The following is a 25,042-nucleotide window of genomic DNA, read 5'->3' as shown; positions in this document are numbered from 1 at the left end:
ATTATTATTCCATAGGATCAATCAGATGCAGTTAAACAACATAAAAATAAAGCATAGAATTGCTTTATTAACCGTCGTCGCTATTACTTCGTTTATTATTGCTTTATCAATCAACAATCAAAGTGTGAAGCAAAATGCTCAACGATTAAATGGACTTCAAACCAAACTTTACCCAGTTCTTAATCTAGCGACTATTAATGAGGGGTTATTACTTCAATTAGAACAAAATATTCAATCTGCAGTAACCACTGGAGAAGAAGATAGCTTAGAAACAGCAGCAAATATGGTTGATCAAATTATTATAAATTTGAATAACATTAGCAATTTATTGCCTGCTGAAAGTATAGATTCCAATAAAATGCATAACGATTTATCTCTATATCATGACAATGCAAAGTTATTAGTGGCTGAATTTTTAAAAGACGATGTCGATTTCGATAAAATAAAGCTTCAGGCTGCCAATAATGCCAAGCGCTATGAACAACTCGTTCAAGTCTTCCATAAAAAACAAACTCATTTTTCACAGCAATTTACATCAAGTATAGAAAAAACGTTAGCAAGCTCTAACAATGCTGCGACCTCGATGCTAACAATTGGTTTTCTTGTATCAATTTTCTTAATTGTCGTTGGCTTTTTAATCAATCGGTCAATCATCGTCACAATTCAAAATGTCACCCACTCTTTACAAAATATTTCGGAAGGCGAAGGCGATTTGCGTGCTCGTATCGATTATCAAGGTAAAGACGAAATTGCGACCTTAGTCCATTGGTTTAATCAGTTTGTTTCTAAGCTGCAAGTGAGTATTACTGATACCAAGCAAACTACCGATAGCTTAGGTGCAGTGTCTCATACACTACTTGAAAGCTGTAAACATGCTGAAATAACCGTAGAAGAGCAAAATCGATCGGTAACACAAATTTCAAATGCCATGCGGGAAATGTTCTTGAGTGTTACTCACATCGCAGAATATGCAACTAACGCTGCATCAGAAGCAGAAAATGCAAATCAAGAAGCACGACAAGGCCAGGAGGTTGTCTCTAAAGCAATCACGACAATCAACAAATTAGCAGAAGAAGTCAGAACGACTGCTGTTGTGGTAAATAAATTAGACGCTTTCACTGGCAATGTAAATGACATCCTCGACACCATACGAAGTATTGCGGATCAAACTAACTTACTTGCACTAAATGCAGCAATCGAAGCTGCGAGAGCGGGTGAACAAGGAAGAGGTTTCGCCGTAGTAGCTGATGAAGTCAGAACACTTGCCTCTCGGACCCAAACATCAACACAGGAAATCCAACAAGTTTTACAAGAGCTTCGTTCAACCTCCATTGAGGCAGTTGAAGCAATGCAGCGTGGAATCGAAACGGCTGAAGAAGGCGTTCAAGAAACTTTGTTAGCCGGAGATACATTAGTCAATATCACCGATAAAGTCAGTGCGATTAGTGTAGTAAACGATCAAATAGCAACTGCGACAGAAGAACAACAAAATACATCTGAACTAATACAACAATATGTCACAGACATCGAAACTACCGCAGCAAGAGTAAAAATGACCACGGATGAAATGGGCGGGATCAGTTACGACATTGAAGGCGTGAGTAGACAGCTTCAGACGATTACGAGTCAATTCAAAGTCTAAAATTATAACCATAAGGTTGATAATTATAACGTTATCACCATTGAACGATGAGCAGGAGCAACACGATGAAACTTACTTTGAAAACGCTACCTTTAGCAATTTCAGTCGCAATTTTACCCATACAAGCAATAGCAGATGATCAAACAAATAATAAGATTGCGCAACTAGAGCAACAGGTTCAATCTTTACAAGCTAGCCAAACAGCCAGTTTAACTGAACGCATAACCTTTAATGGTTTTATGACCGGCGCTTTCATTACCTCTGATAATAACGCAGGCTATGCTGGTGCAACCACTTCAGCTAATTTTGATGATGGCAGTAAGTTCGGTTTACAAGGAACTTTTGCAATCTCTGATCAAACAAAAGCCGTAATGCAGTTAATGATGAAAGGTGAAAATAATTGGGATGTGGAAGCGGAATGGGCTTATGTGTCTCATACCTTTGAAAATGGCTTACAAGCTAGGGCTGGTAAACTACGTTTACCATTATTTATGTATTCTGATTATTTAGATGTTGGTTATGCACAGATATTTGTTCGTCCGCCTGAAGACGTGTACGGACCTGTACCATTTACTTCGTACACTGGTGCTGATGTTAGCTACGATATTGAATTCGATGACTCTACCCTCACCTTCCAAGCTTATGGTGGTAAATCTGATGCTTTCGGTGTTGATTTAAAGAACATTTTAGGTATCAATGCGACTTGGACTGATGAAACCTGGACTTTACGAGGTCTATATGGGGAAGGCTCGCTAGACGGGACAATGACCCGACAATCGACTACATCTGCAGGAATCGATCCTAGTACAGGGCTGCCTATATACCTTGAAGTAACAGTTCCTTTACTTGTCTTAGATGAAGAGAAAGGTCAATTTTCGGCCATTGGTGGCAGTTATGATAATGGGTCATTTTTAGCCATTGCTGAATGGACCCGGATCGACGTCGAGGGTGTTTTTCGAAATACTGACTCTGGTTATTTAACGCTAGGTTACCGAATAGAAACATTCACACCTTACGTGACAGCATCTTTTTATGAAACAACCGATGATGACTTACGTCAAATTGTAGATCAAACATCAGCCGTTTATGCCGCAATATTTAATGGTGAACGTAAGTCATACAGCGCAGGACTTCGTTGGGACGCTATAGATAATTTAGCAGTTAAGTTTGATGTGACCTACTCAACTGACTTTGGCGATACATCAGGTGGGCTAAAAAGCAATGTTGCTCAAGAGTTTGATGACACGACTGTTTATACTGTTCAATTTGATGTTGTATTTTAAGGAGCGATAAAATGAAAAAGTTAATCTCAATTTTAGCGCTTAGCGTTTGTTCAATGATGTCTGCGCAAGCTGCTGTTGTTGTTATCGGTGCACCTGGTGCTGCTGATATTTCTGCTTCTGATGCTAAAAAATTGTTCCTTGGTAAAGGTTCAAAATCTGCTGTTGTTTACGAACTTGATGAAGGTAACGCAACTCGCTCTGAATTTCATAGCAGCGTTACCGGTAAGTCAGACTCTCAACTTAAAGCGTTTTGGTCAAAACAGGTATTTACTGGTAAAGGTAATCCACCAGCCACTGTTTCAAACGCTGCGGCGATGAAATCAGCTGTTGCCTCTAATCCAAATGCAATTGGTTACATCGATGAAGCTGATGTAGATGCAAGTATTAAAGTGATTTTAAAGCCTTAATGTTAAGGCTATAGCTTTATAAGCTATTTCAGTTCTCCCCCCTTCCATTGAAATAGCTTAAAGGGATCTGATGACAAATCAGGTCCCTTTATTTTTTGTTACAAACTAAAACAAGTTTTTGACTTTAAATCAGTAAAATAATCCCAAATACCCCTCTAAAAATGATATATAAAAAGCTCAAAATGAAAATATAGAAGCTTAAAGCCAAAAAATCGCTCAAAAGCTCATTTTTAAACCATTCTTATGCAAACAGGGAATAAAATATGAAGGGATTAACCCTCAAGCCGCTTGTTTCAGCCATGGCACTGACGTTAATGTTAAGTGCATGTGCGAACGATAACGCTCAAACGACCACAACAACTCAAGCACCTAACGTTATTGCAAACAATATTATTGAGCAAAATGCCAATAACCCTTTCTTTAAGCCTTATGGCACGTTTATGGAAATCCCTGATTTCGATAAAATTAAAGATGAACACTATTTACCAGGATTCAAGGCGGGTATTGCAGCCCAACAAGCTGAAATAGCCGCTATTGTTGCCAACCCAGAAGCTCCAACTTTTGAAAACACTATCGAAGCGATGGAATTTTCAGGAGCGTTGCTAACTAAAGTTGCCAGTGTGTTCTACAACCTAACAGGTGCGCACACTAATCCTGCGATCCAAGAAATTTCAAAACAAGTGTCACCGATGTTGTCATCTGCAAGAGATGACATTTCACTTAATGACGACTTGTTCAAGCGTGTAAAGGCAGTTTATCTACAAAAAGATGCATTAAACCTCAACACTGCTAAAGCTAAATTATTAGAAGATACCTACAAGCGCTTTACCCGCGGCGGTGCAAACTTATCAGCAGAAGATAAAGACACCTTACGTGCGCTTAATGAACAAATTGGAAAACTAAACCTTGAGTTTGGCGATAATTTATTAGCTGAAACTAATGCCTTTGAATTAGTTATCGACAATGAAGCTGGTTTAGCAGGCTTGCCACAAGATGTGATTGATACTGCAGCGGCCACAGCGACAAAACGTGGCCATGATGGCAAGTGGGTATTTACCACACAGCGCCCTTCTATTACGCCATTTTTAACTTACGCTGAAAACCGTGATTTACGTGAAGCTATTTTTAAGGGTTACATTGAAAGAGCTAATAATGATAACGCTAATGATAACAAAAAAGGCTTAGCTAAAATTGCGGCGCTTCGCGCTGAAAAAGCAGCATTAATGGGTTACAAAACCCATGCTCACTTTGTGCTTGAAGAGCGCACAGCAAAAACACCTGAAAACGTGTATGGTCTGCTTGATAAAGTATGGCCAGCTGCACTGGCGCAAGCCAATGCTGAAGTGAAAGACATGCAAGCATTAATTGATAGTCAAGGTGGTGACTTTAAGCTTGAAGCATGGGATTGGTGGTATTACTCTGACCAAATTCGTGTCGCTAAATACAGCTTTAATGAACAACAAACACGTCCTTATTTTTCATTAGAAGCGACCTTAGATGGCGTATTCTATACTGCTAACCGTTTATTCGGTATCACAGTAAAAGAACGTACTGATTTACCTAAATATCACCCAGATGTTAGAACATGGGAAGTTTACGACAAAGATGGTTCTTTCTTAGCTGTATTTATGGGTGATTATTACGTTCGTGACAGTAAACGTGGCGGCGCATGGATGAATTCATATCGTAAGCAATACAATATGAATGGCATTGATTCTAAGCCTATTATTGTTAACGTTTTAAACTACCCACAACCAACTGGTGATGAGCCTTCATTACTTACATTCGACGAAGCTAGTACCTTATTCCATGAATTTGGTCATGCCCTTCACGGCATTTTGTCTGACGTAGAATATGCATCGCAAGCTGGCACGGCTGTACCACGCGACTATGTTGAGTTCCCATCACAAGTGATGGAAAACTGGATGACGCAGCCTGAAGTATTAGCTCAGTTCGCTAAGCACTACAAAACTGGCGAAGTGATTCCACAAGAGTTGGTAGAAAAAATTCAAGCAGCAAGTAAATTTAACCAAGGCTTTGCCACGGTTGAGTACATGGCGGCAACCAAATTAGATTTAGACTGGCATACACTCAATGACAACACAGTGCATAATGCCGCTAAATTTGAAGCTGAGTCACTTGCTAACATGGGCTTAATTAAAGAAATCGCCCCTCGTTATCGCAGTACTTATTTCTCGCATATTTTTGCGGGTGGTTATTCTGCGGGTTATTACAGCTACTTGTGGTCTGATATCTTAGGTGCTGATGCATTTGAAGCATTCAAAGAAAATGGCATATTTGACCCAGCCACTGCGCAAGCATTTAGAGACAATATTTTATCTCAAGGTGGTAGCGCCGACCCTATGGATCTGTACCGTCAATTCCGTGGTAAAGATGCGGGTATCGAGCCACTGCTAAGAAGCCGTGGTCTTTTAGAAGACAAGTAAACACGAGCTGAATTTAAAGGCGCTTCGGCGCCTTTTTTATTTAAGCCGCAAAAGTCGTTTTATAGTCCAAAAAATACAAAACACCTTTCCGAACAGTCACTAATTTAGCCCCTCCTGAAGCTAGAATAACCAAACGGGAGCTAATTCCAGAATAAAAAACCAATTATTAACATTAAAAGCAAATGAATTACTTTTTTTTAATTAATTGTTCTTTTGTCGCAACACTGTAATTCACTTTGTATATAATTCATGACGTTTAATGCAGTGAAGGTAGTTCTGCTTTATTCACAACAATAATGGAGCACAAAAAAACAAGCTCCGGGGTCAGGAAAAAGAGAGAGTCATATGTTAAATAAAAAGGTTTTAGCAGTCGTTATAGCGGGTGCTCTTGGGATCAGTGGTTGTAGCTCATCAGATGATAACAGTGTCAAAACTGTAGAAGTTGATTTACGTATTATGGAAACCAGTGATATTCACGCGAATATCATGGATTACAATTACTATAGTGGCCAAACTGATAAAACCATTGGTTTAGCTCGTACCGCAGCATTAATTCACGAAGCCCGTGAAGAAGTTACCAATAGCGTATTAGTAGATAATGGTGATTTACTTCAAGGCAGCCCTATGGGTGATTATATTGCTCATGAGTTCAAATCAACCAACCAGCTAACTGATACTCACCCAGCTTACAAAGCAATGAATACGCTTAATTATGAAGTCGGTAACATAGGTAATCATGAGTTTAACTATGGATTGGACTTTTTAGATCAGGCTACTGCTGAATCAAATTTTCCTTATATTAGTGCCAATGTCTATTGTGAAGTTGACGATTGCTTCAGAGAAGTTAAAGCCGGTGAACCATTATTTGAGCCTTACATCATTAAAGAGCAACTAGTCGTTGATAATAATGGCGATGAACACACCATAAAAATCGGTTATATCGGTTTTGTTCCTCCACAAATTAAAATTTGGGACAAACAAAACCTTGATGGCAAAGTCGTTGCACGAGGCATTGTTGAATCAGCTGAACGTTATGTGCCTCAAATGAAAGCTGAAGGCGCTGATGTTATTGTAGCGATCCCTCATTCAGGTATCGGTTCATCTGAAAATCCAAGTGATATGAGTGCAGAAAATGCAACTTGGGCTTTAACAACGGTTGATGGCATCGACGCTATCATGTTCGGCCACAGTCACTCGGTATTTCCAAGTTCTCAATTCGCCGATGTCGCCAATGTCGACATTGAAAAAGGTACAATTAATGGTGTAGCAGCCGTTATGCCAGGCCGTTGGGGTGACAACTTAGGCGTTGTGGACTTGACCTTAGTACAAGAAGACGGTGCATGGGCAGTTACGAATAGCTTGTCTAAAGCACGCCCTATCTTTATAAAAGCAACTGATACTACTGAAGAGTTCTCGGTTGAGCCTGACGCAAATATCCATGCGATGGTTGAGCTTGAACATACAGCCACGCTTGAATATGTTAATGCACCTATTGGTAAGTCTTCTACAGATATGTATAGCTTTTTATCTCTAGTACAAGACGATCCAACAGTTCAAATCGTATCTAATGCGCAGATTGACGCAGTAGCAGAAGCTGCTTCAAAAATAGATGCACTTAAAAACATTCCAGTACTTTCAGCTTCTGCTCCATTTAAGGCTGGTGGTCGTCACAGCACAACTTCAGATGCTGATAGCTATGTGCAAGTTCCTGCTGGCGATTTGACCTATAAAAATGCAGCGGATCTATATTTGTACCCAAATACAATGGTTGCAGTGAAAGTGACTGGGGCAGAAGTAAAAGATTGGCTTGAATGTAGTGCTAATCAATTCAACCAAATTAATCCCAACTCTACCGAAGCTCAAAGCTTAATTAACTGGGATACTCATAGAACGTATAACTACGATGTTATTGACGGAGTGAGCTATAAAATTGATGTGACCCAACCAACTAAGTTTGATGGTGACTGTGTTGTAGTGAATCCTGATGCTAACCGTATTGTAGACTTAAGTTATACCGATGCTGACGGGGTTGTTTTCACAGATGATGAATTAGCAAGCAAAGAGTTTATCATTGCATCGAACAACTACCGTGCATTTGGTGGTAAATTCGCAGGTACAGGTGCTGAATTTGTAGTTATGGAATTACCGGATACAAACCGTGAGGCTTTAGCTCAATATATTTCGGAAGAGTCTGAAGCTAATGGTGAAGTCGACCCAAGTGCCGACAACAATTGGGACTTTGTCACCATTGATACGCCTACTAAACTTGATATTCGTTTTGAAACCCAAGACAGTGAAACGGCTGACAAATTTGTTGAAGATTATCAAGTTCGACCAATGACAAAACGAACAGACTTAACCGATGAGTTTGGCTTTGCAATTTACAATATTGACTTACAGCAGTAATTCAATATTCACATCAGGTCTAATAATACGCAATTCATTGAGTTGTTGATGAAAAACAGTAAATAGACAGTAAAAAGGCGCCTTAGGCGCCTTTTTTAATTAACATTCTAGTCAGTTAGAACAGTTAATCATCCAACTCAAACAATCTAGCCATGGTTTTTATATGATTTAGTGGCACTTTGTGATTATTCCTTTGGGCACATAATTGTTGATGATGAGGATCCTTTGGGCTCCCAATCAACAACACCCTTACCTGATAGCCTAACGACTTTGCAGCAGCTTCGTAAGCCATGAACTCCCATTTAGCCACATTGGTATTGTCACAGATCACTGTGGGTTCATTATTCGCCATCGCATTTATAAATGCGGTTAAATTTGCTTGATGATACTGACTTAGAAGCTTAGGGTTAAATTTGTAATGCCCCTCTTTTACAAAAAAACTATCGGTTGAGAAATAACCGTACTGCTTAATATGATTAGCTTGCTCAAGACCCAATCCTTTAAGGTAAGTATTCACCCAATAAGACTTACCGCTTCCTGGCAAGCCACGCATGATAATTGCCAATTTGCCTTGTTGGTCACTCATATCGTTTCTCGTTGTAAATTGTTAGCAGTATTAAGGACTAGTTCGTTAAAATACAAGGCTCAACTAGTACTGTCATCAAGCAGATAAAGCACTGGCTAGTTGCTGATTAAAAGACTGATTACCGACTGTCTCCCCCGCTAAAATAGTATCAACTAACTGCGGCACAATATCACCCGCTTTACCGGTTAAATGATATTGAAACTGGCTATGCCTGTCTGCTTCGACTAAATTGACTTCAACTGTTTGCGCACCATGATGATTAGCACTATCAACAAACCCAGCAGCAGGATAAACCGTGCCAGAGGTGCCAATAGCAATAAACAAATCACAGGTATCTAAAGCATCGTGGATCCTATCCATGCCAAAAGGCATTTCACCAAACCAGACAATATGCGGTCGTAAGCGTTTAGCTGGAATACAACAGGTACAACAGTTATCTTCACTAAAAGGTTCACGTAACACAAAAGTCTGCAGTGATTGAGGACAGCGTCCTTTAGACAATTCCCCATGCATATGCAGTAAACGTTTCGAGCCAGAACGCTCATGTAAGTCATCGACATTTTGAGTTATCACCAGTAACTTACCTGGGAATTCAGCTTCTAATTTGGCTAAAGCAACGTGTGCAGGATTAGGTTTAACTTCACCACTGTGAAGATTCTCCCAGCGGCTATTGTAAAACCTTTCGACAAGGTCAATATCACGAGCATACCCTTCTGGTGTTGCTACATCTTCAATATGGTGTTGTTCCCACAGACCATCTTGGTCACGAAATGTCTTAATACCAGACTCAGCTGAAATACCTGCGCCAGTTAAGACCACAATCTGCTGATACATATTGATTTCCTTATTTTTATTATACGAAGCCAGATGCTAATACCATATCATCAAGCAACAGGTTTCGTCTTTAGCTTTGAAATACGATCTGAATGACGTTAACGCTTATACTGATATAAATACGCAATACACTCAATAATCCCTTAGTATAAGTAAGACTATTGTCCATTTATTAACTTAACTGTTCGTTTTGAGCAAAAGATGGAAGAAAATTCATAGTTATATACCGATTAACTTCGATGAAAGGTTCCAGTTTGGTATTACACCACATATAATGATCTCAACTATCCACGGAAGAACCGCTAAGGTTCTGCAATCAAGAGATTAGCAATGACAGATGGAAATCAAGCACTCAAAAAAGCAGGATTAAAAATTACCCTGCCACGAGTCAAAATTCTAGAATTGATGCAAGCCCCTGAAAACCAACATATCAGTGCTGAAGATTTATACAAAAAGTTACTCGATATTGGCGAAGAAATTGGCTTAGCCACTGTCTACCGTGTATTAAACCAATTTGACGACGCTGGCATTCTAAACCGTCACCACTTTGAAAGTGGTAAAGCTGTATTTGAAATGTCGACTCAAAAACATCATGATCACTTAGTGTGTTTAACCTGTGATAAGGTAATTGAATTTTCAGACGATGTTATCGAGCGCCGTCAAGATGAAATAGCCATGCGTCATAATATTAAGCTGACTCACCATAGCTTATATTTATATGGTCACTGCACTAATGATGAATGTGATCACGCAGACGAATAACCTTTCGTAGAACTGATTATAGTCATAAAAAAACCAGCAAATTTGCTGGTTTTTTGTTTTAGGCTTTAAAATTAAATTATAAATCCATTTGATACAGATGCACTTTGGCGCCTTGATATTCATTTTCTTCATGAATATGCATGCCTAACTTTTTAGCTATCGCTTCAGAACCAATATTGCCATGTAAAATCAACGCTATAACAAGGTCGATATTATATTGCGGTTTTAAAGTCTTAACCGTCGCTTCTGCGGCTTCAAAGCCAATCCCTTTACCCCAATACTCAGGGAAATATCGATAGCCAAGCTCGACCTTGTCATACTCAGGAATATATTTAGGCCCACAAAAACCTATCACTTTATCATCTTGTTTGTGGTGAACTGCCCAGCGTCCAAAGCCATGTTCTTGATATGCTGACATAATGATATTGTGGTATACCTCTTCTGCCTGACTGATATCAGTTAACGGATCTTGTGGAATGTAAGTCAGTACTTCAGGAATACTATTCATTAAATAAATTGATTCAAAATCGCCTTCATTGAATGGTCGTAATATTAATCGGTCGGTTTCAGTAATAATCTCAGCTAATTTTGGCTGTGTAATTTGTGTCATGATAATCCTTAATCAATGAGCTTTATCTATAAAAATCGATATATAAAAATCGATATATAAATAGAGACTTACAAGTGATAATGCTTACATTACTTTGATTAAAACATATCGGGAATACCTAGGCTAGATTGAATCAAACGAATATTGTTTAATGCTAATCTATAGGCAACAAAAAAGGCGCCCCAAGGCGCCTTTTAATCAATTAACTGTTATTAGTAAACAGTTATTTCTAGCTTGAATTACCAGCCAGTTTTAGTACGTAAAGCTTTACCAATGTCAGCTAAAGAGCGAACTGTGCTTACGCCAGCAGCTTCTAATGCAGCAAACTTATCTTCAGCAGTACCTTTACCGCCAGCGATAATTGCGCCGGCATGGCCCATGCGCTTACCTTCTGGTGCAGTAACACCAGCAATGTAAGATACAACAGGCTTAGTTACGTTAGCTTTGATGTATTCAGCAGCTTCTTCTTCAGCAGTACCACCAATTTCACCAATCATTACGATTGCTTCAGTTTGTGGATCGTTTTGGAACATTTCCAATACGTCGATGAAGTTAGTACCAGGAATTGGGTCGCCACCGATACCTACACAAGTAGATTGGCCGAAACCTTCATCAGTAGTTTGCTTAACCGCTTCGTACGTTAATGTACCAGAACGAGAAACAATACCCACTTTACCAGGCTTGTGGATGTGACCAGGCATAATACCAATCTTACATTCACCCGGAGTGATAACACCTGGACAGTTAGGACCGATCATGCGAACGCCAGTTTCTTCAAGCTTAACTTTAACTTGAAGCATATCTAACGTAGGGATACCTTCAGTAATACAAACGATTAGCTCAATGCCACCGTCGATTGCTTCAAAGATAGCATCTTTACAGAAAGGAGCTGGTACATAGATAACAGAAGCAGTAGCGCCTGTTTCAGCAACAGCATCTTTAACAGTGTTAAAGACAGGAAGGCCTAAATGAACTTGACCGCCTTTACCTGGAGAAACACCGCCAACCATTTTAGTACCGTAAGCAATTGCTTGCTCAGAGTGGAAAGTACCTTGGCCGCCAGTGAAACCTTGACAGATAACTTTAGTATCTTTGTTAATTAATACGGACATTATTTGCCCTCCGCAGCAGCAACAACTTTCTCAGCAGCATCAGTTAATGATACAGCTGCGATGATATCAAGATCAGAACCAGCAAGAACTTCACGACCTAATTCAGCGTTAGTACCTTCAAGACGAACAACAACGGGTACTTCAACGCCAACTTCTTTAACAGCGCCGATAATACCTTCTGCGATCATGTCACAACGAACGATACCACCAAAGATGTTAACAAGAACGGCTTTAACATTTGAATCAGAAAGAATGATTTTAAATGCTTCAGCAACACGTTCTTTCGTTGCTCCACCGCCTACGTCGAGGAAGTTAGCTGGCTTCCCACCATGTAGGTTTACGATGTCCATTGTACCCATTGCTAGGCCTGCACCGTTAACCATACAACCAACATTTCCGTCTAGTGCAACGTAGTTAAGTTCAAACTTAGCTGCGTGTGCTTCACGAGCATCATCTTGTGATGGATCGTGGAATTCACGGATTTTAGGTTGACGGAATAAAGCATTTCCATCGATACCAATTTTGCCATCAAGACAGTGAATGTTGCCTTCGTCAGTGATAACAAGCGGATTGATTTCAAGTAAAGCGAAATCATGGTCTTCGAACATCTTAGCAAGACCCATGAAAACTTTAGTGAACTGCTTCATTTGAGTTGGGTTTAAACCTAACTTGAAGCCAAGATCACGTGCTTGGTAAGGCTGTGGACCTGCTAATGGATCGATGATTGCTTTGTGAATCAACTCAGGAGTTTCTTCAGCAACAGTTTCAATCTCAACGCCACCTTCAGTTGATGCCATAAATACAACACGACGTGTTGCACGGTCAACAACTGCACCAAGGTATAATTCGTTTGCGATATCAGTACAGCTTTCAACTAAAATTTTAGCAACCGGCTGACCTTTTTCGTCAGTTTGGTAAGTCACTAAGTTCTTACCTAACCAGTTTTCAGCAAATGCTCTGATTTCTTCTTTATCGCCGGTAACTTTAACGCCACCTGCTTTACCACGGCCGCCTGCGTGTACTTGACACTTAACAACCCACATATTACCGCCAATGTGACCAGCAGCTTCTACCGCTTCTTGGGCTGTATCGCAAGCGAAGCCTTCTGAAACTGGTAAACCATATTCGGCAAATAAGGATTTTGCCTGATACTCATGCAAATTCATGATGATCTATCCATATACTTCTTAAAAAATCCTACTGGCTCTTATGAGCCAGCTACGAGGGTACTGTCTAGTTGACTCTTACAGGTCAAGCAATAGACGTGTTGGGTCTTCAAGGAAGTCTTTAATAGCAACCAAGAATCCAACTGACTCACGGCCATCAACAATACGATGGTCGTAAGATAATGCTAGGTACATCATAGGTTGAATAACAACCTCACCATTCACAGCCATTGGGCGATCTTTGATAGCATGCATGCCTAAGATTGCGCTTTGTGGAAGGTTTAAAATCGGCGTCGACATCAATGAACCGAATACGCCACCGTTAGTCACTGTGAAGTTACCACCAGTCATATCTTCAACTGATAATTTACCATCACGGCCTTTAAGGGCTAATTCGCGAACATTCTTTTCGATTTCAGCAAGGCTCATTGTATCGGTATCACGTAATACTGGGGTAACCAGACCACGTGGCGTTGATACCGCAATACTGACGTCGAAGTAGTTGTGATAAACAATTTCATCACCGTCAATTGACGCGTTAACTTCAGGGAAACGCTTAAGCGCTTCAGTTACCGCTTTCACGTAGAAAGACATGAAACCTAAACGGATACCGTGACGCTTTTCAAAGATTTCTTGATACTGCTTACGGATGTCCATGATTGGTTGCATGTTGACTTCGTTGAACGTCGTTAACATTGCCGTTGAGTTTTTAGCTTCAAGTAAGCGATTAGCAATCGTCTTACGTAAACGCGTCATAGGAACACGTTTCTGGCTGCGACCTTCTAAAGGTGCTACAGGCGCAGGCGCTGCTGCAGGTTTCGCTGCTGGAGCCGACTTAACGAATGCTTCAACATCTTCTTTAGTGATACGTCCACCAACACCGCTGCCTTTTACCTTGCTTGCATCAATATTATGCTCTGCAATTAGACGGCGTACTGAAGGGCTTAGTGCATCATTTGACTCGTCAGATTCTGCAGCAGGAGCAGCAGCTTCTGCTTCAGCTTTAGTTACTTCTTGGCCTGAAACTGCACCAGCAACAAAGTTAGCAATAACTTGTTCACCAAGAACGGTTTCACCGTCTGGGAATAGTATTTCACTTAGAGAACCATCTTCTGGCGCAACAACTTCTAGAACCACTTTATCAGTTTCAATATCAACTAGATTCTGGTCACGAGAAACCTGTTCTCCAGGTTGCACATGCCATGTCGCGATAGTCGCATCAGCAACTGATTCTGGCAAAACGGGTACCTTAATTTCGATACTCATGGAAAGCTTTCCTTTTTATAAATTTTATTACGACAGTTTTAATGCGCTATTGATTAATTCTTCTTGCTGGCGAGCATGCAGAGCCGGATAACCACAAGCTGGTGCAGCAGATGCTTCACGACCAGCGTAAGTTAATTGTGCGCCTGCAGGAATCGCTGCCCAGAAATGATGTTGGCTACAATACCAAGCACCCTGGTTTTGCGGTTCTTCCTGACACCATACAAAATCTTTAACATGCTGATATTCAGCAAGTGCTGCTTGCATTTCTTCTTGTGGGAACGGGTACAGTTGTTCCACACGTAAAATAGCAACATTTTCGATTTCTTGTTTACGACGTTTGTCGAGCAACTCGAAATAAACTTTACCGCTACAGAAGACAACGCGATCAACCTTGCTCGCGTCTAATGCATCAAGTTCACCAATTACACTCTGGAAACCACCATTTGCAAGTTCATCAAGTGATGACACAGCTAACGGATGACGCAGTAATGATTTAGGTGACATCACCACAAGTGGACGACGCATAGGACGTACAACTTGACGACGCAACATGTGATAAACCTGAGCCGGTGTTGAAGGAACACACACCTGCATATTATGGTTAGCACATAGTTGTAGGAAACGTTCTAGACGAGCAGATGAATGCTCTGGGCCTTGGCCTTCATAACCATGAGGTAGCAGCATAGTTAGACCACATAAACGGCCCCACTTCTGTTCACCTGATGATAAGAATTGGTCGATTACCACTTGAGCACAGTTAACGAAGTCACCAAACTGCGCTTCCCAGATGGTCAATCCGCCAGGTTCTGCAGTTGCGTAACCGTATTCGAATGCTAATACTGATGCTTCTGATAATACTGAGTCAATAATATCAATCTCACCTTGCTCATCAGCCACATTACGTAATGGCAAATAAGTCGTACCGTCGTTTTGATTATGCAATACAGCATGACGATGGAAGAAAGTACCGCGACCTGAGTCTTGACCAGTGATACGAACACGTTTGTTATCTTCTAAGATAGACGCATAAGCTAAGGTTTCAGCAAAACCCCAATCCAATGGTTTTTCACCATTCGCCATTGAGACACGGTCTTTATAAATCTTGGCAACACGCGACTGAAGCTTATGGCTTTCAGGGATATCGACAATTTTCTGCGCTAAATTATTTAAACGCTCAAGTTTCATCGATGCTTGATAGCTTTCATCCCACTCACGGTTTAAATAAGGCGTCCAGTCCACTGTATGCAGTGTCATTGGGCGCCATTCTTTAACCACACAATCACCCGCATCTAACGAGTCACGGTAAGTGTTGACTAGGCCTGTCACGTCATCAGCAGAAATACTGCTTTCTTCGATTAAGCGATCCGCATAAATCTTACGTGGCGTTGGATGTTTTTTGATTTTTGCGTACATCAACGGCTGTGTAGCACTCGGCTCATCAGCTTCGTTATGGCCATGACGGCGATAACAAACTAAATCAATCACCACATCACGTTTGAATTCGTTACGGTAATCCACAGCTAACTGCGAAATAAAGGCGACAGCCTCTGGGTCGTCAGCATTTACGTGGAAAATAGGTGCCTGAACCATCTTCGCAATGTCGGTACAGTATTCAGTTGAACGAACATCTTCATGGTTTGAAGTTGTGAAACCAACTTGGTTGTTGATAACGATACGAATACTACCGCCAACTTTAAAACCACGAGCTTGAGACATGTTGAATGTCTCTTGAACGATACCTTGTCCTGTAATTGCCGAGTCACCATGAATGGTGATTGGCATCACTTGTAACCCGTCTGTACAGCCGCGACGATCTTGTCGAGCACGAACTGAACCAATAACCACTGGGTTAACGATTTCAAGATGTGAAGGGTTAAATGCTAACGCTAAATGAACATTGCCACCTGGCGTTTCAAAATCTGATGAGAAACCTTGGTGATATTTAACATCACCTGAACCTTGAATTTCATCATGCTTACCTGCGAATTCGTCAAATAACTCAGCTGGACGCTTACCTAAAACGTTTACTAACACGTTTAGACGACCACGGTGAGCCATACCTACGACGATTTCTTTGGTGCCCGCTTCACCTGCGCGATATAAAATCTCACGCATCATTGGGACTAAAGCATCACCACCTTCAAGTGAGAAACGTTTTGCGCCTGGGAATTTCGCGCCAAGGTATTTTTCCATACCTTCAGCAGCGTTTAGGCCTTCTAAGATACGTTTCTTAGTGGAGTTGTCATAATTTGCTTTACCTAAAGATGGTTCAAGACGTTGTTGAATCCAACGCTTTTCATCCGTATCGGTAATGTGCATGTATTCAGCACCGATAGAACCACAATATGTGCTCTTAAGGGCATGAACAATGTCTGCTAATTTTAATGTGTCACTGCCGAATGCAAATGAACCCGTATTGAATTCACGTAGCATGTCTTCAGCATCAAGACCGTGAAATGCAGGGTTTAACTCCTGCACTGCTTCACGCTGCCATAAACCTAATGGATCTAGGTTAGCATTTTGATGTCCACGGAAACGGTGAGCATTAATAAGTTGGAGAACTTTAACTTGCTTAGCATCTAATTCAGGGTCGGTTACACGGCTGGCGCCTTTGGCACGACTTTCTAATGCTAAACTGCGGAAATAATCACGTACTTTAGAGTGTGCAGCTTCAGGTATATCTTGAGAAGTACCGTTTACCGCAGGGAGATTATCAAAAACGACTTGCCAATCAGCAGAAACTGAACTTGGATCTTCTTGATAGGCTTCGTACATCTCTTCTACGTAAGTCGAATTTGAGCCACTCAAATGTGACGATTCGAGCCAAGCTTTCATGATGCCTTGGTGCATTACTTTTCCTTACAAACTTGATACACGTGCTTCGCCATAATCATAATTACGATACCTAGTGCACCGCAATCGAATCGTATCTAACTATATAATTTTATAGAGTTAAATACAAAGGTCTTCCTAATACACACAAAAAGCCATCCTCAATGATGAAGATGGCTCTCATCAAGAGCTATTTAAGCGATAATCCAAGCTCTACACTGTGCATTTATACTGCTCGCTTCAGAAGCATTGACTTAATATGGCCAATAGCTTTAGTTGGGTTTAGCCCTTTAGGACAAACATCAACACAGTTCATAATACCGTGACAACGGAATACACTGTAAGCATCGTCTAGACCAGATAAACGTTCTTCAGTTGCCGTGTCGCGGCTATCGATTAAGAAGCGATATGCATGGAGTAAACCACTTGGCCCGATAAATTTATCAGGGTTCCACCAGAATGATGGACAAGCAGTAGAACAACAAGCACACATGATACATTCATACAAACCATCTAGATGAGCACGCTCTTCTGGTGACTGTAAATGTTCACGAGCCGGAGTTTTCTCATCATTGATAAGAAACGGCTTAATTTTTTCATACTGAGTATAGAACTGAGTTAGGTCTACGATTAAATCTCGTACCACAGGCATGCCTGGTAAAGGACGAATTTCAATTTTCTTACCTTTGAAGGTAGAAACAGGCGTGATACACGCAAGACCGTTCTTACCATTCATGTTAACGCCATCACTACCACAAACACCTTCACGGCATGAGCGTCTAAAAGATAACGACGTGTCTAACTCTTTCAGCTTCATCAGTGCATCCAGTACCATCATATCGGTACCTTCTTCCACTTCTAAGCTGTAATCCTTCATATAAGGCTTAGCATCTACATCAGGATTGTAGCGATAAACTGCAAATTCCAATTTCATCTCAACGACTCCTAGTAGGTACGCTTGATAGGCGGGAATGCGGCACGAAGCTTAGGCTCCATGTTCACTTCTCGCTTAGTCATTTGTTCAGTTTCAGGGTCAAAGACACTGTGACATAACCAATTTTCATCATCACGGTCTAAGAAATCTTCACGTGAATGCGCACCACGGCTTTCTGTACGGAAGTTAGCAGCGTAAGCTGTCGCAATTGCGGTTGCCATTAAGTTATCTAGCTCTAAACATTCAATACGTTGAGTATTAAATTCTGAAGAGTTATCTGACAACTTAGCATTCGCTAAACGTTCACGGATCTTCTTAAGCTCTTTAAGGCCTTCAGCCATTGCATCGCCACTTCTAAATACAGAGAAGTTAAGTTGCATACATAACTGTAAGTCTTTACGAATAACGGCAGGATCTTCACCATCTTTATTGCTTTCCCAGCGATTAAGACGATCAAGAGATGCAGAAATTTGCGCGTCAGAAGGCTCTTTAGGGTCAGCTGTCTCATCTAGGGCTTTACCTAAATGTTGACCTGCTGCACGACCAAATACCACTAAATCAAGTAACGAGTTACCACCAAGGCGGTTTGCACCGTGTACTGATACACAAGCAATTTCACCTACAGCGAATAAACCCACGATATCTTGTTCAGTGCCATCGTTGTTTTGACGAACAACTTGACCACTAACTTTAGCGGGTAGACCACCCATCATGTAATGACATGTTGGCAATACAGGGATTGGACCATCTGCTGGATCAATATGCGCAAACGTACGAGAAAGTTCACAAACACCAGGAAGACGTGCTTCTAATGTTTCTTTACCTAAGTGATCAAGCTTAAGTAAACAGTGCGGGCCTAGTGGACCATCTAATCCACGACCTTCACGAATTTCTGTCATCATTGAACGCGCAACAACGTCACGAGAGGCTAAATCTTTTGCGTTAGGTGCATAACGTTCCATGAAACGTTCGCCATCTTTATTTAAAAGATAACCACCTTCACCACGACAACCTTCAGTTACAAGTACACCAGCACCAGCAATACCCGTAGGGTGGAACTGCCACATTTCCATGTCTTGCATCTGAACACCAGCGCGCATTGCCATACCAACACCGTCACCAGTGTTAATGTGAGCATTAGTAGTAGAAGCGTAAATACGCCCTGCACCACCTGTTGCTAAAATTGTTGCCTTCGATTTGAAGTAAACAATTTCACCAGTTTCGATTTCAATTGCAGTACAACCCACAATTGCGCCGTCATCGTTTTTAACTAAATCTAATGCATACCACTCAGAAAACACTTCAGTTTTGTGTTTTACATTTTGTTGGTATAAGCAATGAAGCAAAGCATGACCTGTACGGTCAGCTGCAGCTGCAGTACGTGCCGCTTGTTCGCCACCAAAGTTCTTTGATTGGCCACCAAACGGACGTTGATAGATAGTGCCGTTTTCAAAGCGAGAGAAAGGTAAACCCATTTGCTCTAGTTCGATAACCGCTTCTGGACCTGTCTTACACATGAATTCGATAGCTTCTTGGTCACCGATAAAATCAGAACCTTTAACAGTATCGTACATGTGCTGTTCCCAGTGATCTTCATGCGCATTACCTAGTGCAACGGTGATACCACCCTGCGCAGATACGGTATGAGAACGTGTTGGGAACACTTTAGATAAAAGCGCACAGCTCTTACCTTCTTTTGAAATTTGTAAAGCCGCTCGCATGCCAGCGCCACCAGCGCCGATCACTACTGCGTCAAATTCGCGTACTGGAATAGCCACTTAAACACCCCACACTATGATGATGCCTGCAGCAAGATAACAAAAAGCTGCTACGACAAATACGAACTGAAGTAGTCCACGTACTGAAACGTTTTTCACGTAATCAGTCAGAACTTGCCAAATACCAATCCACGAGTGAATTAATACAGCAACAAGTGCCAATAAAGTGAATACTTTCATTGGTAAGGTACTAAAAAGACCATGCCAAATTTCGTAAGTTAAAGGGGCGCTACATGCAATAAAACCAACCATAAAAATGGTATAACAGGTTAAAATCACGGCACTCGCACGGATTAAAATAAAGTCATGAACACCGCTGCGTCCAAGGCTTGCTGCATTGGTTACCATACCCAAATCCCCACAATGATTGAAAACGCCGCTGATAGAACAAAGGCGATTTTTGCTGATGCTAAGCCTGAGGCTAATTCTTCCCAACGGCCGGTATCCATAATCAGATGACGTAAGCCAACGATTAAGTGATAACCCAACGCAGTAAGAATTCCCCAGATAACAAACTTAACCAGCAAGTTATCAAAAAGAGATTGTAGGCCAGCGAAACTCTCAGGCGATGCTAAAGATTCATTTAGCATCCAAATAAGAATACCGACAGCAAACAGCATGATGACACCGGATACGCGGTGAAGAATTGACGCAATCGCTGTTGCAGGAAAGCGAATGGTCTGTAGGTCTATATGGACAGGTCTTTGCTTTTTCACGTTCTGCTCACTCAGCTCCATTGAGCATTATTTTTATTATTCATCTTGCTTTGCTTCCATTTGATACATGAAACTACTTATGTAAACAAATTGTTGAAAGTTAACAGACTACTATCAAACACTTAACTATTTGAGAAATCACTAATTTAGCTAGGTACAAAAGGATTTCAAAAATGTGATGTTTGTCGCCCTTTGTGGGCGAGGCCAAGTATACTCAAGCCCATTGTCAAATACAAACGTCACACTATGCAAAATTTGTTTTTTTGCATTTTTTTTCTTTCTAGGCCAACGCTAGCAAGGCGTCTAGCAAGGTTTATACCATGGTCTAATAAATTTAAACGCTTATTTAAATTGAAATGTGATCACGATTCACTGTAAAGTAATGTCCGCTTAACATGCCGCACTCACAGAAAAGAATGAAGTAAGGAGAACGGGGTATGGCTGACAATATAGCCAAATTAGAGTTACCGGGGAACGATTCAATCGAATTGCCAATCAAGCAGGGAACTGCTGGTTTTGACGTAATCGATATCAGTAAATTAGGAAAGACAGGTCATTTCACTTTTGATCCAGGTTTTCTTGCGACAGCCTCTTGCGAGTCTGCGATTACTTTCATTGATGGTGAAAAAGGTGTGCTTACACACCGTGGCTATCCAATTTATGAGTTAGCTACTGAATCTAACTATTTAGACGTTTGTTACTTGTTGCTATACGGTGAATTACCAAGCAAAACTCAGTACGAAGAGTTTGTATCAATGGTAAAAAACCACACAATGGTTAATGAACAATTAGCTTCTTTCTTTAGAGGCTTCCGTCGTGATGCACACCCAATGGCAATGCTTTGTGGCGTTACTGGTGCATTATCTGCGTTCTACCAAGATTCTCTTGATGTAAATGATGAAAAACATCGTGAAATTGCGGCTTTCCGCCTCGTTTCTAAAATGCCAACGATTGCAGCAATGTGCTACAAGTATTCAATTGGCCAACCTTTCGTCTATCCACGCAACGAACTAAGTTACGCAGGTAACTTCTTGTCGATGATGTTTGCTGTTCCTTGTGAAGAGTACAAAGTTAATCCAGTTGTTGAAAAAGCAATGGATAGAATCTTTGTATTACACGCAGATCATGAACAAAACGCATCAACTTCAACAGTTCGTTTAGCCGGTTCATCAGGTGCTAACCCATTTGCATGTATTGCAGCGGGTATCGCTTCACTATGGGGTCCAGCTCATGGTGGTGCTAACGAAGCTTGTTTGAACATGCTTGAAGAAATTGGCAGTGTTGACCGCATTCCTGAGTTTATTGCTCGTGCGAAAGACAAAGCTGATCCGTTCCGCCTAATGGGCTTCGGACATCGTGTTTATAAGAATTTCGACCCTCGTGCAAAAGTAATGCGTGAAACTTGTCATGAAGTTTTAGCTGAACTTAATGTTCAAGATCCTCTACTAGACGTAGCAATGGAACTTGAACGTATTGCATTAGAAGACGAATATTTCGTATCTAAGAAACTCTATCCAAATGTTGATTTCTACTCAGGGATCATCATGAAAGCAATCGGTATTCCTACAAGTATGTTTACAGTGTTATTCGCACTTTCACGTACTGTTGGTTGGATTGCACATTGGAAAGAAATGTTAGACCAACCAGGTCACAAAATTAGCCGTCCACGCCAGTTATACACTGGTTCTGAAGACCGTGATTTTGTCAGCTTAGATAAACGATAAATCTTTATCGTTTAATAAAAAGCGCCTTAATGGGCGCTTTTTTTATGCATATTTTTTGCTAACATTTATTATAAACATCTGCATGAAGCTGTTGAATACAGCAGTTTGAACCAACATCATTTATAGTAAAACTAGGGCGTACAATGAATTGATCACAGGTAAGCCTCTATATTCTCAAAAAAGGTTATTCGTCTTTAACTTGCTCTCACTTATAACCATCTCACTTACAACCATCACACTTTAGCAATCACACTTATAAGAATCACACCACGAAATTAGTTTATCTATTTCAACAGCTCTATTTTTGTAGATCTATTTCAGCACAGCTAATACAGCTCCACTGCAACAAAACCCACAAAACCCACAAAACCCACAAAACCTTAAAAAGCCTAACCCCTTACTTATTAACTACTTACATCCAAATATATCTATGAGATTAATAGTGCTTAGCCTTGAAATAATTAGTTTTCAATTGCAGTTTAAAAGCTTAAAAAAAACCGTTAACCTTTTTCCGATGTAGTTATAACGCCGCATATCGCCTCAATACAAAACGTTAAGTGCGTGAGCCCTGTCTATTAAAAAGCCATTAAAATAGCTAGAACAAGAGCTAGAAAGAATAGAGTTAACGAATAGCTAAAGTGATAAATATTTGGTTTGTTCTTAAGGTCACTCCCATAACTACACATCATGAGTCTCTAGTTAAGAGCGGTATGAATACGCTAAGTAAAGACAGCAAAACTCACATTACCAATAACAAAATCATGTATCACCAACCCCCAATAGCCATATTACCAATACTAATAAAGGGCATACCAAACTAACAAACCTAACTGACCAATTCACAACCTTTATAACAAACAACAAATTAAATAATGAATGAATATTCACCAAAAAGATAAAAAATCATAGCCATAAACTGCACCATCTTGGTAATTTCGGCCTTAAAAACGACGTTATAAACGAAATGTTTATTCTATTTGGTTATAAGAATGTAATCATAATTATAAAAATGCTCTTAGCCATGGCAGTAAATTAAAAGTCTGCATTTTTTTATACCTAATTAGAAATAGGAAAATATCGTCATTGAAATAAGCGATTAAAAATTTAAGTTGAGGTTGTAACGACTTTTGCGCAATTTAAGTGCAGAACGCTCAGTATTAGCGCACAAAAATAAATGATTAAAAATTCAATTATTTTTTAAAAAAGTGAAAATAGTTTCTTTAACGGCCTTTAAATTGGTATTTTGCTTTAAAAATGAGCAATAAACTCTATGCGTTATAGCACTAGTTCCATAGCTAACCAGTAAGATGGTGAATTTAATCACCAACAAACTGACTAAATAACTGACCGAATAAGCCGTGATCGCGATTTTATCTATAAACCCAGCTCAAAAAAGCAAAGACTCCCAAATACGGAAGTCTCATTAGAGTGTCTTTAACTCAGCTTGGCTTCTACTTAAAATCGGATTAGTTTTAGTTTAAATGATTAATCAGCAGACCAGGTTATATTCACTATTACTGATTAAGTATTGGTAAGTACAATTAGATTAAAAGTGGATTACGTTTTAAGCGAAACTCAATTTTACTTAATCGCTTTGGTGTTAATAGCAGATGTTACAGGCATAGCTTAACTATTATCGCATTGATTATTTAACTAACTTCCCATAAAGCATTTCGTTAAGCCAAGCATTGCAAAGCTAATGCCTGCCTTAACCGGAATAACGATTTTCAGCACGTAAGTTCTAATTTATATACGTTAGCCTGATAACGCCAATTAAAATGCTTTTGTATAGTGATCAAAAGCGGTGGTTTTGGTGTAGCCAAGTGACTCATATAAAGCCTTTGCCACATCATTATCTACAGCAGTAGCCAATTTAACGGTACTAGCATCAGTATATTGCGCAAACAAATCCACTTGCTTGAGTAATTTATTAGCCACACCTTGTTGTCTTGCGGCTGTCGCAACAAACATGTCGTTTAAAATCCACATTCTCTTCATCGCAACTGACGAAAACGTTGGGTAAAGCTGAACAAACCCTAAACCCTCACCTTCTTCATTGGTTGCAATAAAAATCACTGAGTCACTCTCGATTAAACGTTCTTTAATAAACTTTTTACATTGCTCTATGTTTGCAGCTTGCCCATAAAATTGACGATACTCATCGAATAAGGTTGTAACCAAATTTAATTGCTCAATCGTTGCTTGAATGATCTTCAAAACAGTCTCCTTATATCTGCAGCCATATTAATGTTGGCTTTATATTGTCACTAATGATTTAACACAAGCTATGACTCAAGCTTTGCCAAACAAATGACAGTAAGTCTTAACATCTGTTTGATTTCCTTTAGATAGTTAACTTACCTGAAAAGTTACACAACGTCAGCCCAAACTGAATAAATTTCGATCAGAGTTAAATTTGTCATTCACACCAAAAATTAAACATTTTCACTACATAATAATATTAACTATGCCTAAACAAGTAACCACAACACCCTAAACAGTTGATATATAACAACAATAAAAACTGGCACAGTTAG

The 25,042-nt window shown here is 40.2% G+C and carries 19 protein-coding genes; 7 read left to right on the top strand and 12 right to left on the bottom strand.

Annotated features, from left to right (window positions below):
- Positions 1 to 25 precede the first annotated feature (25 nt).
- The 5 genes from L2737_RS10805 to L2737_RS10785 all read left to right on the top strand — a co-directional run bounded on the left by L2737_RS10805 (position 26) and on the right by L2737_RS10785 (position 8,185).
- Complete coding sequence (locus L2737_RS10805) at positions 26 to 1,642, top strand: methyl-accepting chemotaxis protein (protein ID WP_248955705.1); 1,617 nt, start codon at positions 26 to 28, stop codon at positions 1,640 to 1,642.
- Between the two features lie 65 nt (positions 1,643 to 1,707).
- A complete protein-coding gene (locus L2737_RS10800) occupies positions 1,708 to 2,925 on the top strand; it encodes a porin family protein (RefSeq protein WP_248955704.1) in 1,218 nt (405 codons plus the stop codon).
- 11 nt (positions 2,926 to 2,936) lie between these two features.
- Entirely contained in the window at positions 2,937 to 3,332 is a 396-nt protein-coding gene (locus L2737_RS10795) for a type 2 periplasmic-binding domain-containing protein (protein WP_248955703.1), read from the top strand.
- A 263-nt stretch (positions 3,333 to 3,595) separates the two neighbouring features.
- Positions 3,596 to 5,779 carry a M3 family metallopeptidase gene (locus tag L2737_RS10790; RefSeq protein ID WP_248955702.1) on the top strand — a complete coding sequence of 728 codons (2,184 nt, stop codon included), beginning with the start codon at positions 3,596 to 3,598 and terminating at the stop codon, positions 5,777 to 5,779.
- A 345-nt stretch (positions 5,780 to 6,124) separates the two neighbouring features.
- Positions 6,125 to 8,185 (top strand): bifunctional 2',3'-cyclic-nucleotide 2'-phosphodiesterase/3'-nucleotidase, encoded by a 2,061-nt coding sequence (locus tag L2737_RS10785; protein ID WP_248955701.1) that lies wholly within the window; start codon positions 6,125 to 6,127, stop codon positions 8,183 to 8,185.
- A 124-nt stretch (positions 8,186 to 8,309) separates the two neighbouring features.
- Here L2737_RS10785 and L2737_RS10780 read toward each other — a convergent pair whose 3' ends face one another.
- Together L2737_RS10780 and cobB are read right to left on the bottom strand one after the other, a co-directional pair.
- Entirely contained in the window at positions 8,310 to 8,771 is a 462-nt protein-coding gene (locus L2737_RS10780) for an AAA family ATPase (protein ID WP_248955700.1), read from the bottom strand.
- 75 nt (positions 8,772 to 8,846) lie between these two features.
- Complete coding sequence (gene cobB, locus L2737_RS10775; protein ID WP_248955699.1) at positions 8,847 to 9,605, bottom strand: Sir2 family NAD+-dependent deacetylase; 759 nt, start codon at positions 9,603 to 9,605, stop codon at positions 8,847 to 8,849.
- A 330-nt stretch (positions 9,606 to 9,935) separates the two neighbouring features.
- On the opposite strand from cobB, the gene fur reads away from it, so the two are divergent.
- Positions 9,936 to 10,367 (top strand): ferric iron uptake transcriptional regulator, encoded by a 432-nt coding sequence (gene fur, locus L2737_RS10770; protein WP_102528510.1) that lies wholly within the window; start codon positions 9,936 to 9,938, stop codon positions 10,365 to 10,367.
- Positions 10,368 to 10,443: 76 nt separating this feature from the next.
- Here fur and L2737_RS10765 read toward each other — a convergent pair whose 3' ends face one another.
- The 9 genes from L2737_RS10765 to sdhC all read right to left on the bottom strand — a co-directional run bounded on the left by L2737_RS10765 (position 10,444) and on the right by sdhC (position 20,802).
- On the bottom strand, positions 10,444 to 10,944 hold the full coding sequence (locus L2737_RS10765; protein WP_229369106.1) for a GNAT family N-acetyltransferase: 501 nt from the start codon (positions 10,942 to 10,944) through the stop codon (positions 10,444 to 10,446).
- 272 nt (positions 10,945 to 11,216) lie between these two features.
- Positions 11,217 to 12,089: a succinate--CoA ligase subunit alpha gene (sucD, locus tag L2737_RS10760; RefSeq protein ID WP_102528511.1), complete on the bottom strand. Its 873-nt coding sequence runs from the start codon at positions 12,087 to 12,089 to the stop codon at positions 11,217 to 11,219.
- Positions 12,089 to 13,255, bottom strand: a complete 1,167-nt coding sequence (gene sucC, locus L2737_RS10755) for an ADP-forming succinate--CoA ligase subunit beta (protein WP_102528512.1) — start codon at positions 13,253 to 13,255, stop codon at positions 12,089 to 12,091. The genes sucD and sucC overlap by 1 nt, the downstream gene beginning before the upstream one ends.
- A 78-nt stretch (positions 13,256 to 13,333) precedes the next feature.
- A complete protein-coding gene (gene odhB, locus L2737_RS10750; RefSeq protein ID WP_229369061.1) occupies positions 13,334 to 14,521 on the bottom strand; it encodes a 2-oxoglutarate dehydrogenase complex dihydrolipoyllysine-residue succinyltransferase in 1,188 nt (395 codons plus the stop codon).
- Between the two features lie 27 nt (positions 14,522 to 14,548).
- Positions 14,549 to 17,371 carry a 2-oxoglutarate dehydrogenase E1 component gene (gene sucA, locus L2737_RS10745; protein ID WP_248955698.1) on the bottom strand — a complete coding sequence of 941 codons (2,823 nt, stop codon included), beginning with the start codon at positions 17,369 to 17,371 and terminating at the stop codon, positions 14,549 to 14,551.
- Positions 17,372 to 17,579: 208 nt separating this feature from the next.
- Entirely contained in the window at positions 17,580 to 18,287 is a 708-nt protein-coding gene (locus L2737_RS10740; RefSeq protein WP_102528515.1) for a succinate dehydrogenase iron-sulfur subunit, read from the bottom strand.
- An 11-nt stretch (positions 18,288 to 18,298) separates the two neighbouring features.
- Positions 18,299 to 20,065, bottom strand: a complete 1,767-nt coding sequence (gene sdhA / locus L2737_RS10735) for a succinate dehydrogenase flavoprotein subunit (RefSeq protein WP_229369062.1) — start codon at positions 20,063 to 20,065, stop codon at positions 18,299 to 18,301.
- Entirely contained in the window at positions 20,066 to 20,413 is a 348-nt protein-coding gene (gene sdhD, locus L2737_RS10730) for a succinate dehydrogenase, hydrophobic membrane anchor protein (protein WP_055023360.1), read from the bottom strand.
- Positions 20,407 to 20,802 (bottom strand): succinate dehydrogenase, cytochrome b556 subunit, encoded by a 396-nt coding sequence (sdhC, locus tag L2737_RS10725; RefSeq protein WP_102528518.1) that lies wholly within the window; start codon positions 20,800 to 20,802, stop codon positions 20,407 to 20,409. The genes sdhD and sdhC overlap by 7 nt, the downstream gene beginning before the upstream one ends.
- A gap of 416 nt (positions 20,803 to 21,218) precedes the next feature.
- On the opposite strand from sdhC, the gene L2737_RS10720 reads away from it, so the two are divergent.
- Positions 21,219 to 22,505, top strand: coding sequence for a citrate synthase (locus L2737_RS10720; RefSeq protein WP_102528519.1), 1,287 nt, complete (start codon positions 21,219 to 21,221; stop codon positions 22,503 to 22,505).
- Between the two features lie 1,773 nt (positions 22,506 to 24,278).
- On the opposite strand, the gene L2737_RS10715 is transcribed toward L2737_RS10720, so the two are convergent.
- A complete protein-coding gene (locus L2737_RS10715; protein WP_102528520.1) occupies positions 24,279 to 24,722 on the bottom strand; it encodes a GNAT family N-acetyltransferase in 444 nt (147 codons plus the stop codon).
- Positions 24,723 to 25,042: the final 320 nt, after the last annotated feature.

This window comes from Shewanella electrodiphila (assembly GCF_023283985.1).
Lineage (GTDB): Bacteria > Pseudomonadota > Gammaproteobacteria > Enterobacterales > Shewanellaceae > Shewanella > Shewanella electrodiphila.
The sequence above is the reverse complement of the archived record's forward strand: the minus strand, read 5'-3'. Positions and strand labels throughout refer to the sequence as shown.

Coding starts and splice junctions, on each gene's coding strand:
- L2737_RS10805 (WP_248955705.1), top strand. CDS start 26: ATGCAGTTAAACAACATAAAAATAAAGCATAGAATTGCTTTATTAACC.
- L2737_RS10800 (WP_248955704.1), top strand. CDS start 1,708: ATGAAACTTACTTTGAAAACGCTACCTTTAGCAATTTCAGTCGCAATT.
- L2737_RS10795 (WP_248955703.1), top strand. CDS start 2,937: ATGAAAAAGTTAATCTCAATTTTAGCGCTTAGCGTTTGTTCAATGATG.
- L2737_RS10790 (WP_248955702.1), top strand. CDS start 3,596: ATGAAGGGATTAACCCTCAAGCCGCTTGTTTCAGCCATGGCACTGACG.
- L2737_RS10785 (WP_248955701.1), top strand. CDS start 6,125: ATGTTAAATAAAAAGGTTTTAGCAGTCGTTATAGCGGGTGCTCTTGGG.
- L2737_RS10780 (WP_248955700.1), bottom strand. CDS start 8,771: ATGAGTGACCAACAAGGCAAATTGGCAATTATCATGCGTGGCTTGCCA.
- cobB (WP_248955699.1), bottom strand. CDS start 9,605: ATGTATCAGCAGATTGTGGTCTTAACTGGCGCAGGTATTTCAGCTGAG.
- fur (WP_102528510.1), top strand. CDS start 9,936: ATGACAGATGGAAATCAAGCACTCAAAAAAGCAGGATTAAAAATTACC.
- sucD (WP_102528511.1), bottom strand. CDS start 12,089: ATGTCCGTATTAATTAACAAAGATACTAAAGTTATCTGTCAAGGTTTC.
- sucC (WP_102528512.1), bottom strand. CDS start 13,255: ATGAATTTGCATGAGTATCAGGCAAAATCCTTATTTGCCGAATATGGT.
- odhB (WP_229369061.1), bottom strand. CDS start 14,521: ATGAGTATCGAAATTAAGGTACCCGTTTTGCCAGAATCAGTTGCTGAT.
- sucA (WP_248955698.1), bottom strand. CDS start 17,371: ATGCACCAAGGCATCATGAAAGCTTGGCTCGAATCGTCACATTTGAGT.
- L2737_RS10740 (WP_102528515.1), bottom strand. CDS start 18,287: ATGAAATTGGAATTTGCAGTTTATCGCTACAATCCTGATGTAGATGCT.
- sdhD (WP_055023360.1), bottom strand. CDS start 20,413: ATGGTAACCAATGCAGCAAGCCTTGGACGCAGCGGTGTTCATGACTTT.
- sdhC (WP_102528518.1), bottom strand. CDS start 20,802: ATGGAGCTGAGTGAGCAGAACGTGAAAAAGCAAAGACCTGTCCATATA.
- L2737_RS10720 (WP_102528519.1), top strand. CDS start 21,219: ATGGCTGACAATATAGCCAAATTAGAGTTACCGGGGAACGATTCAATC.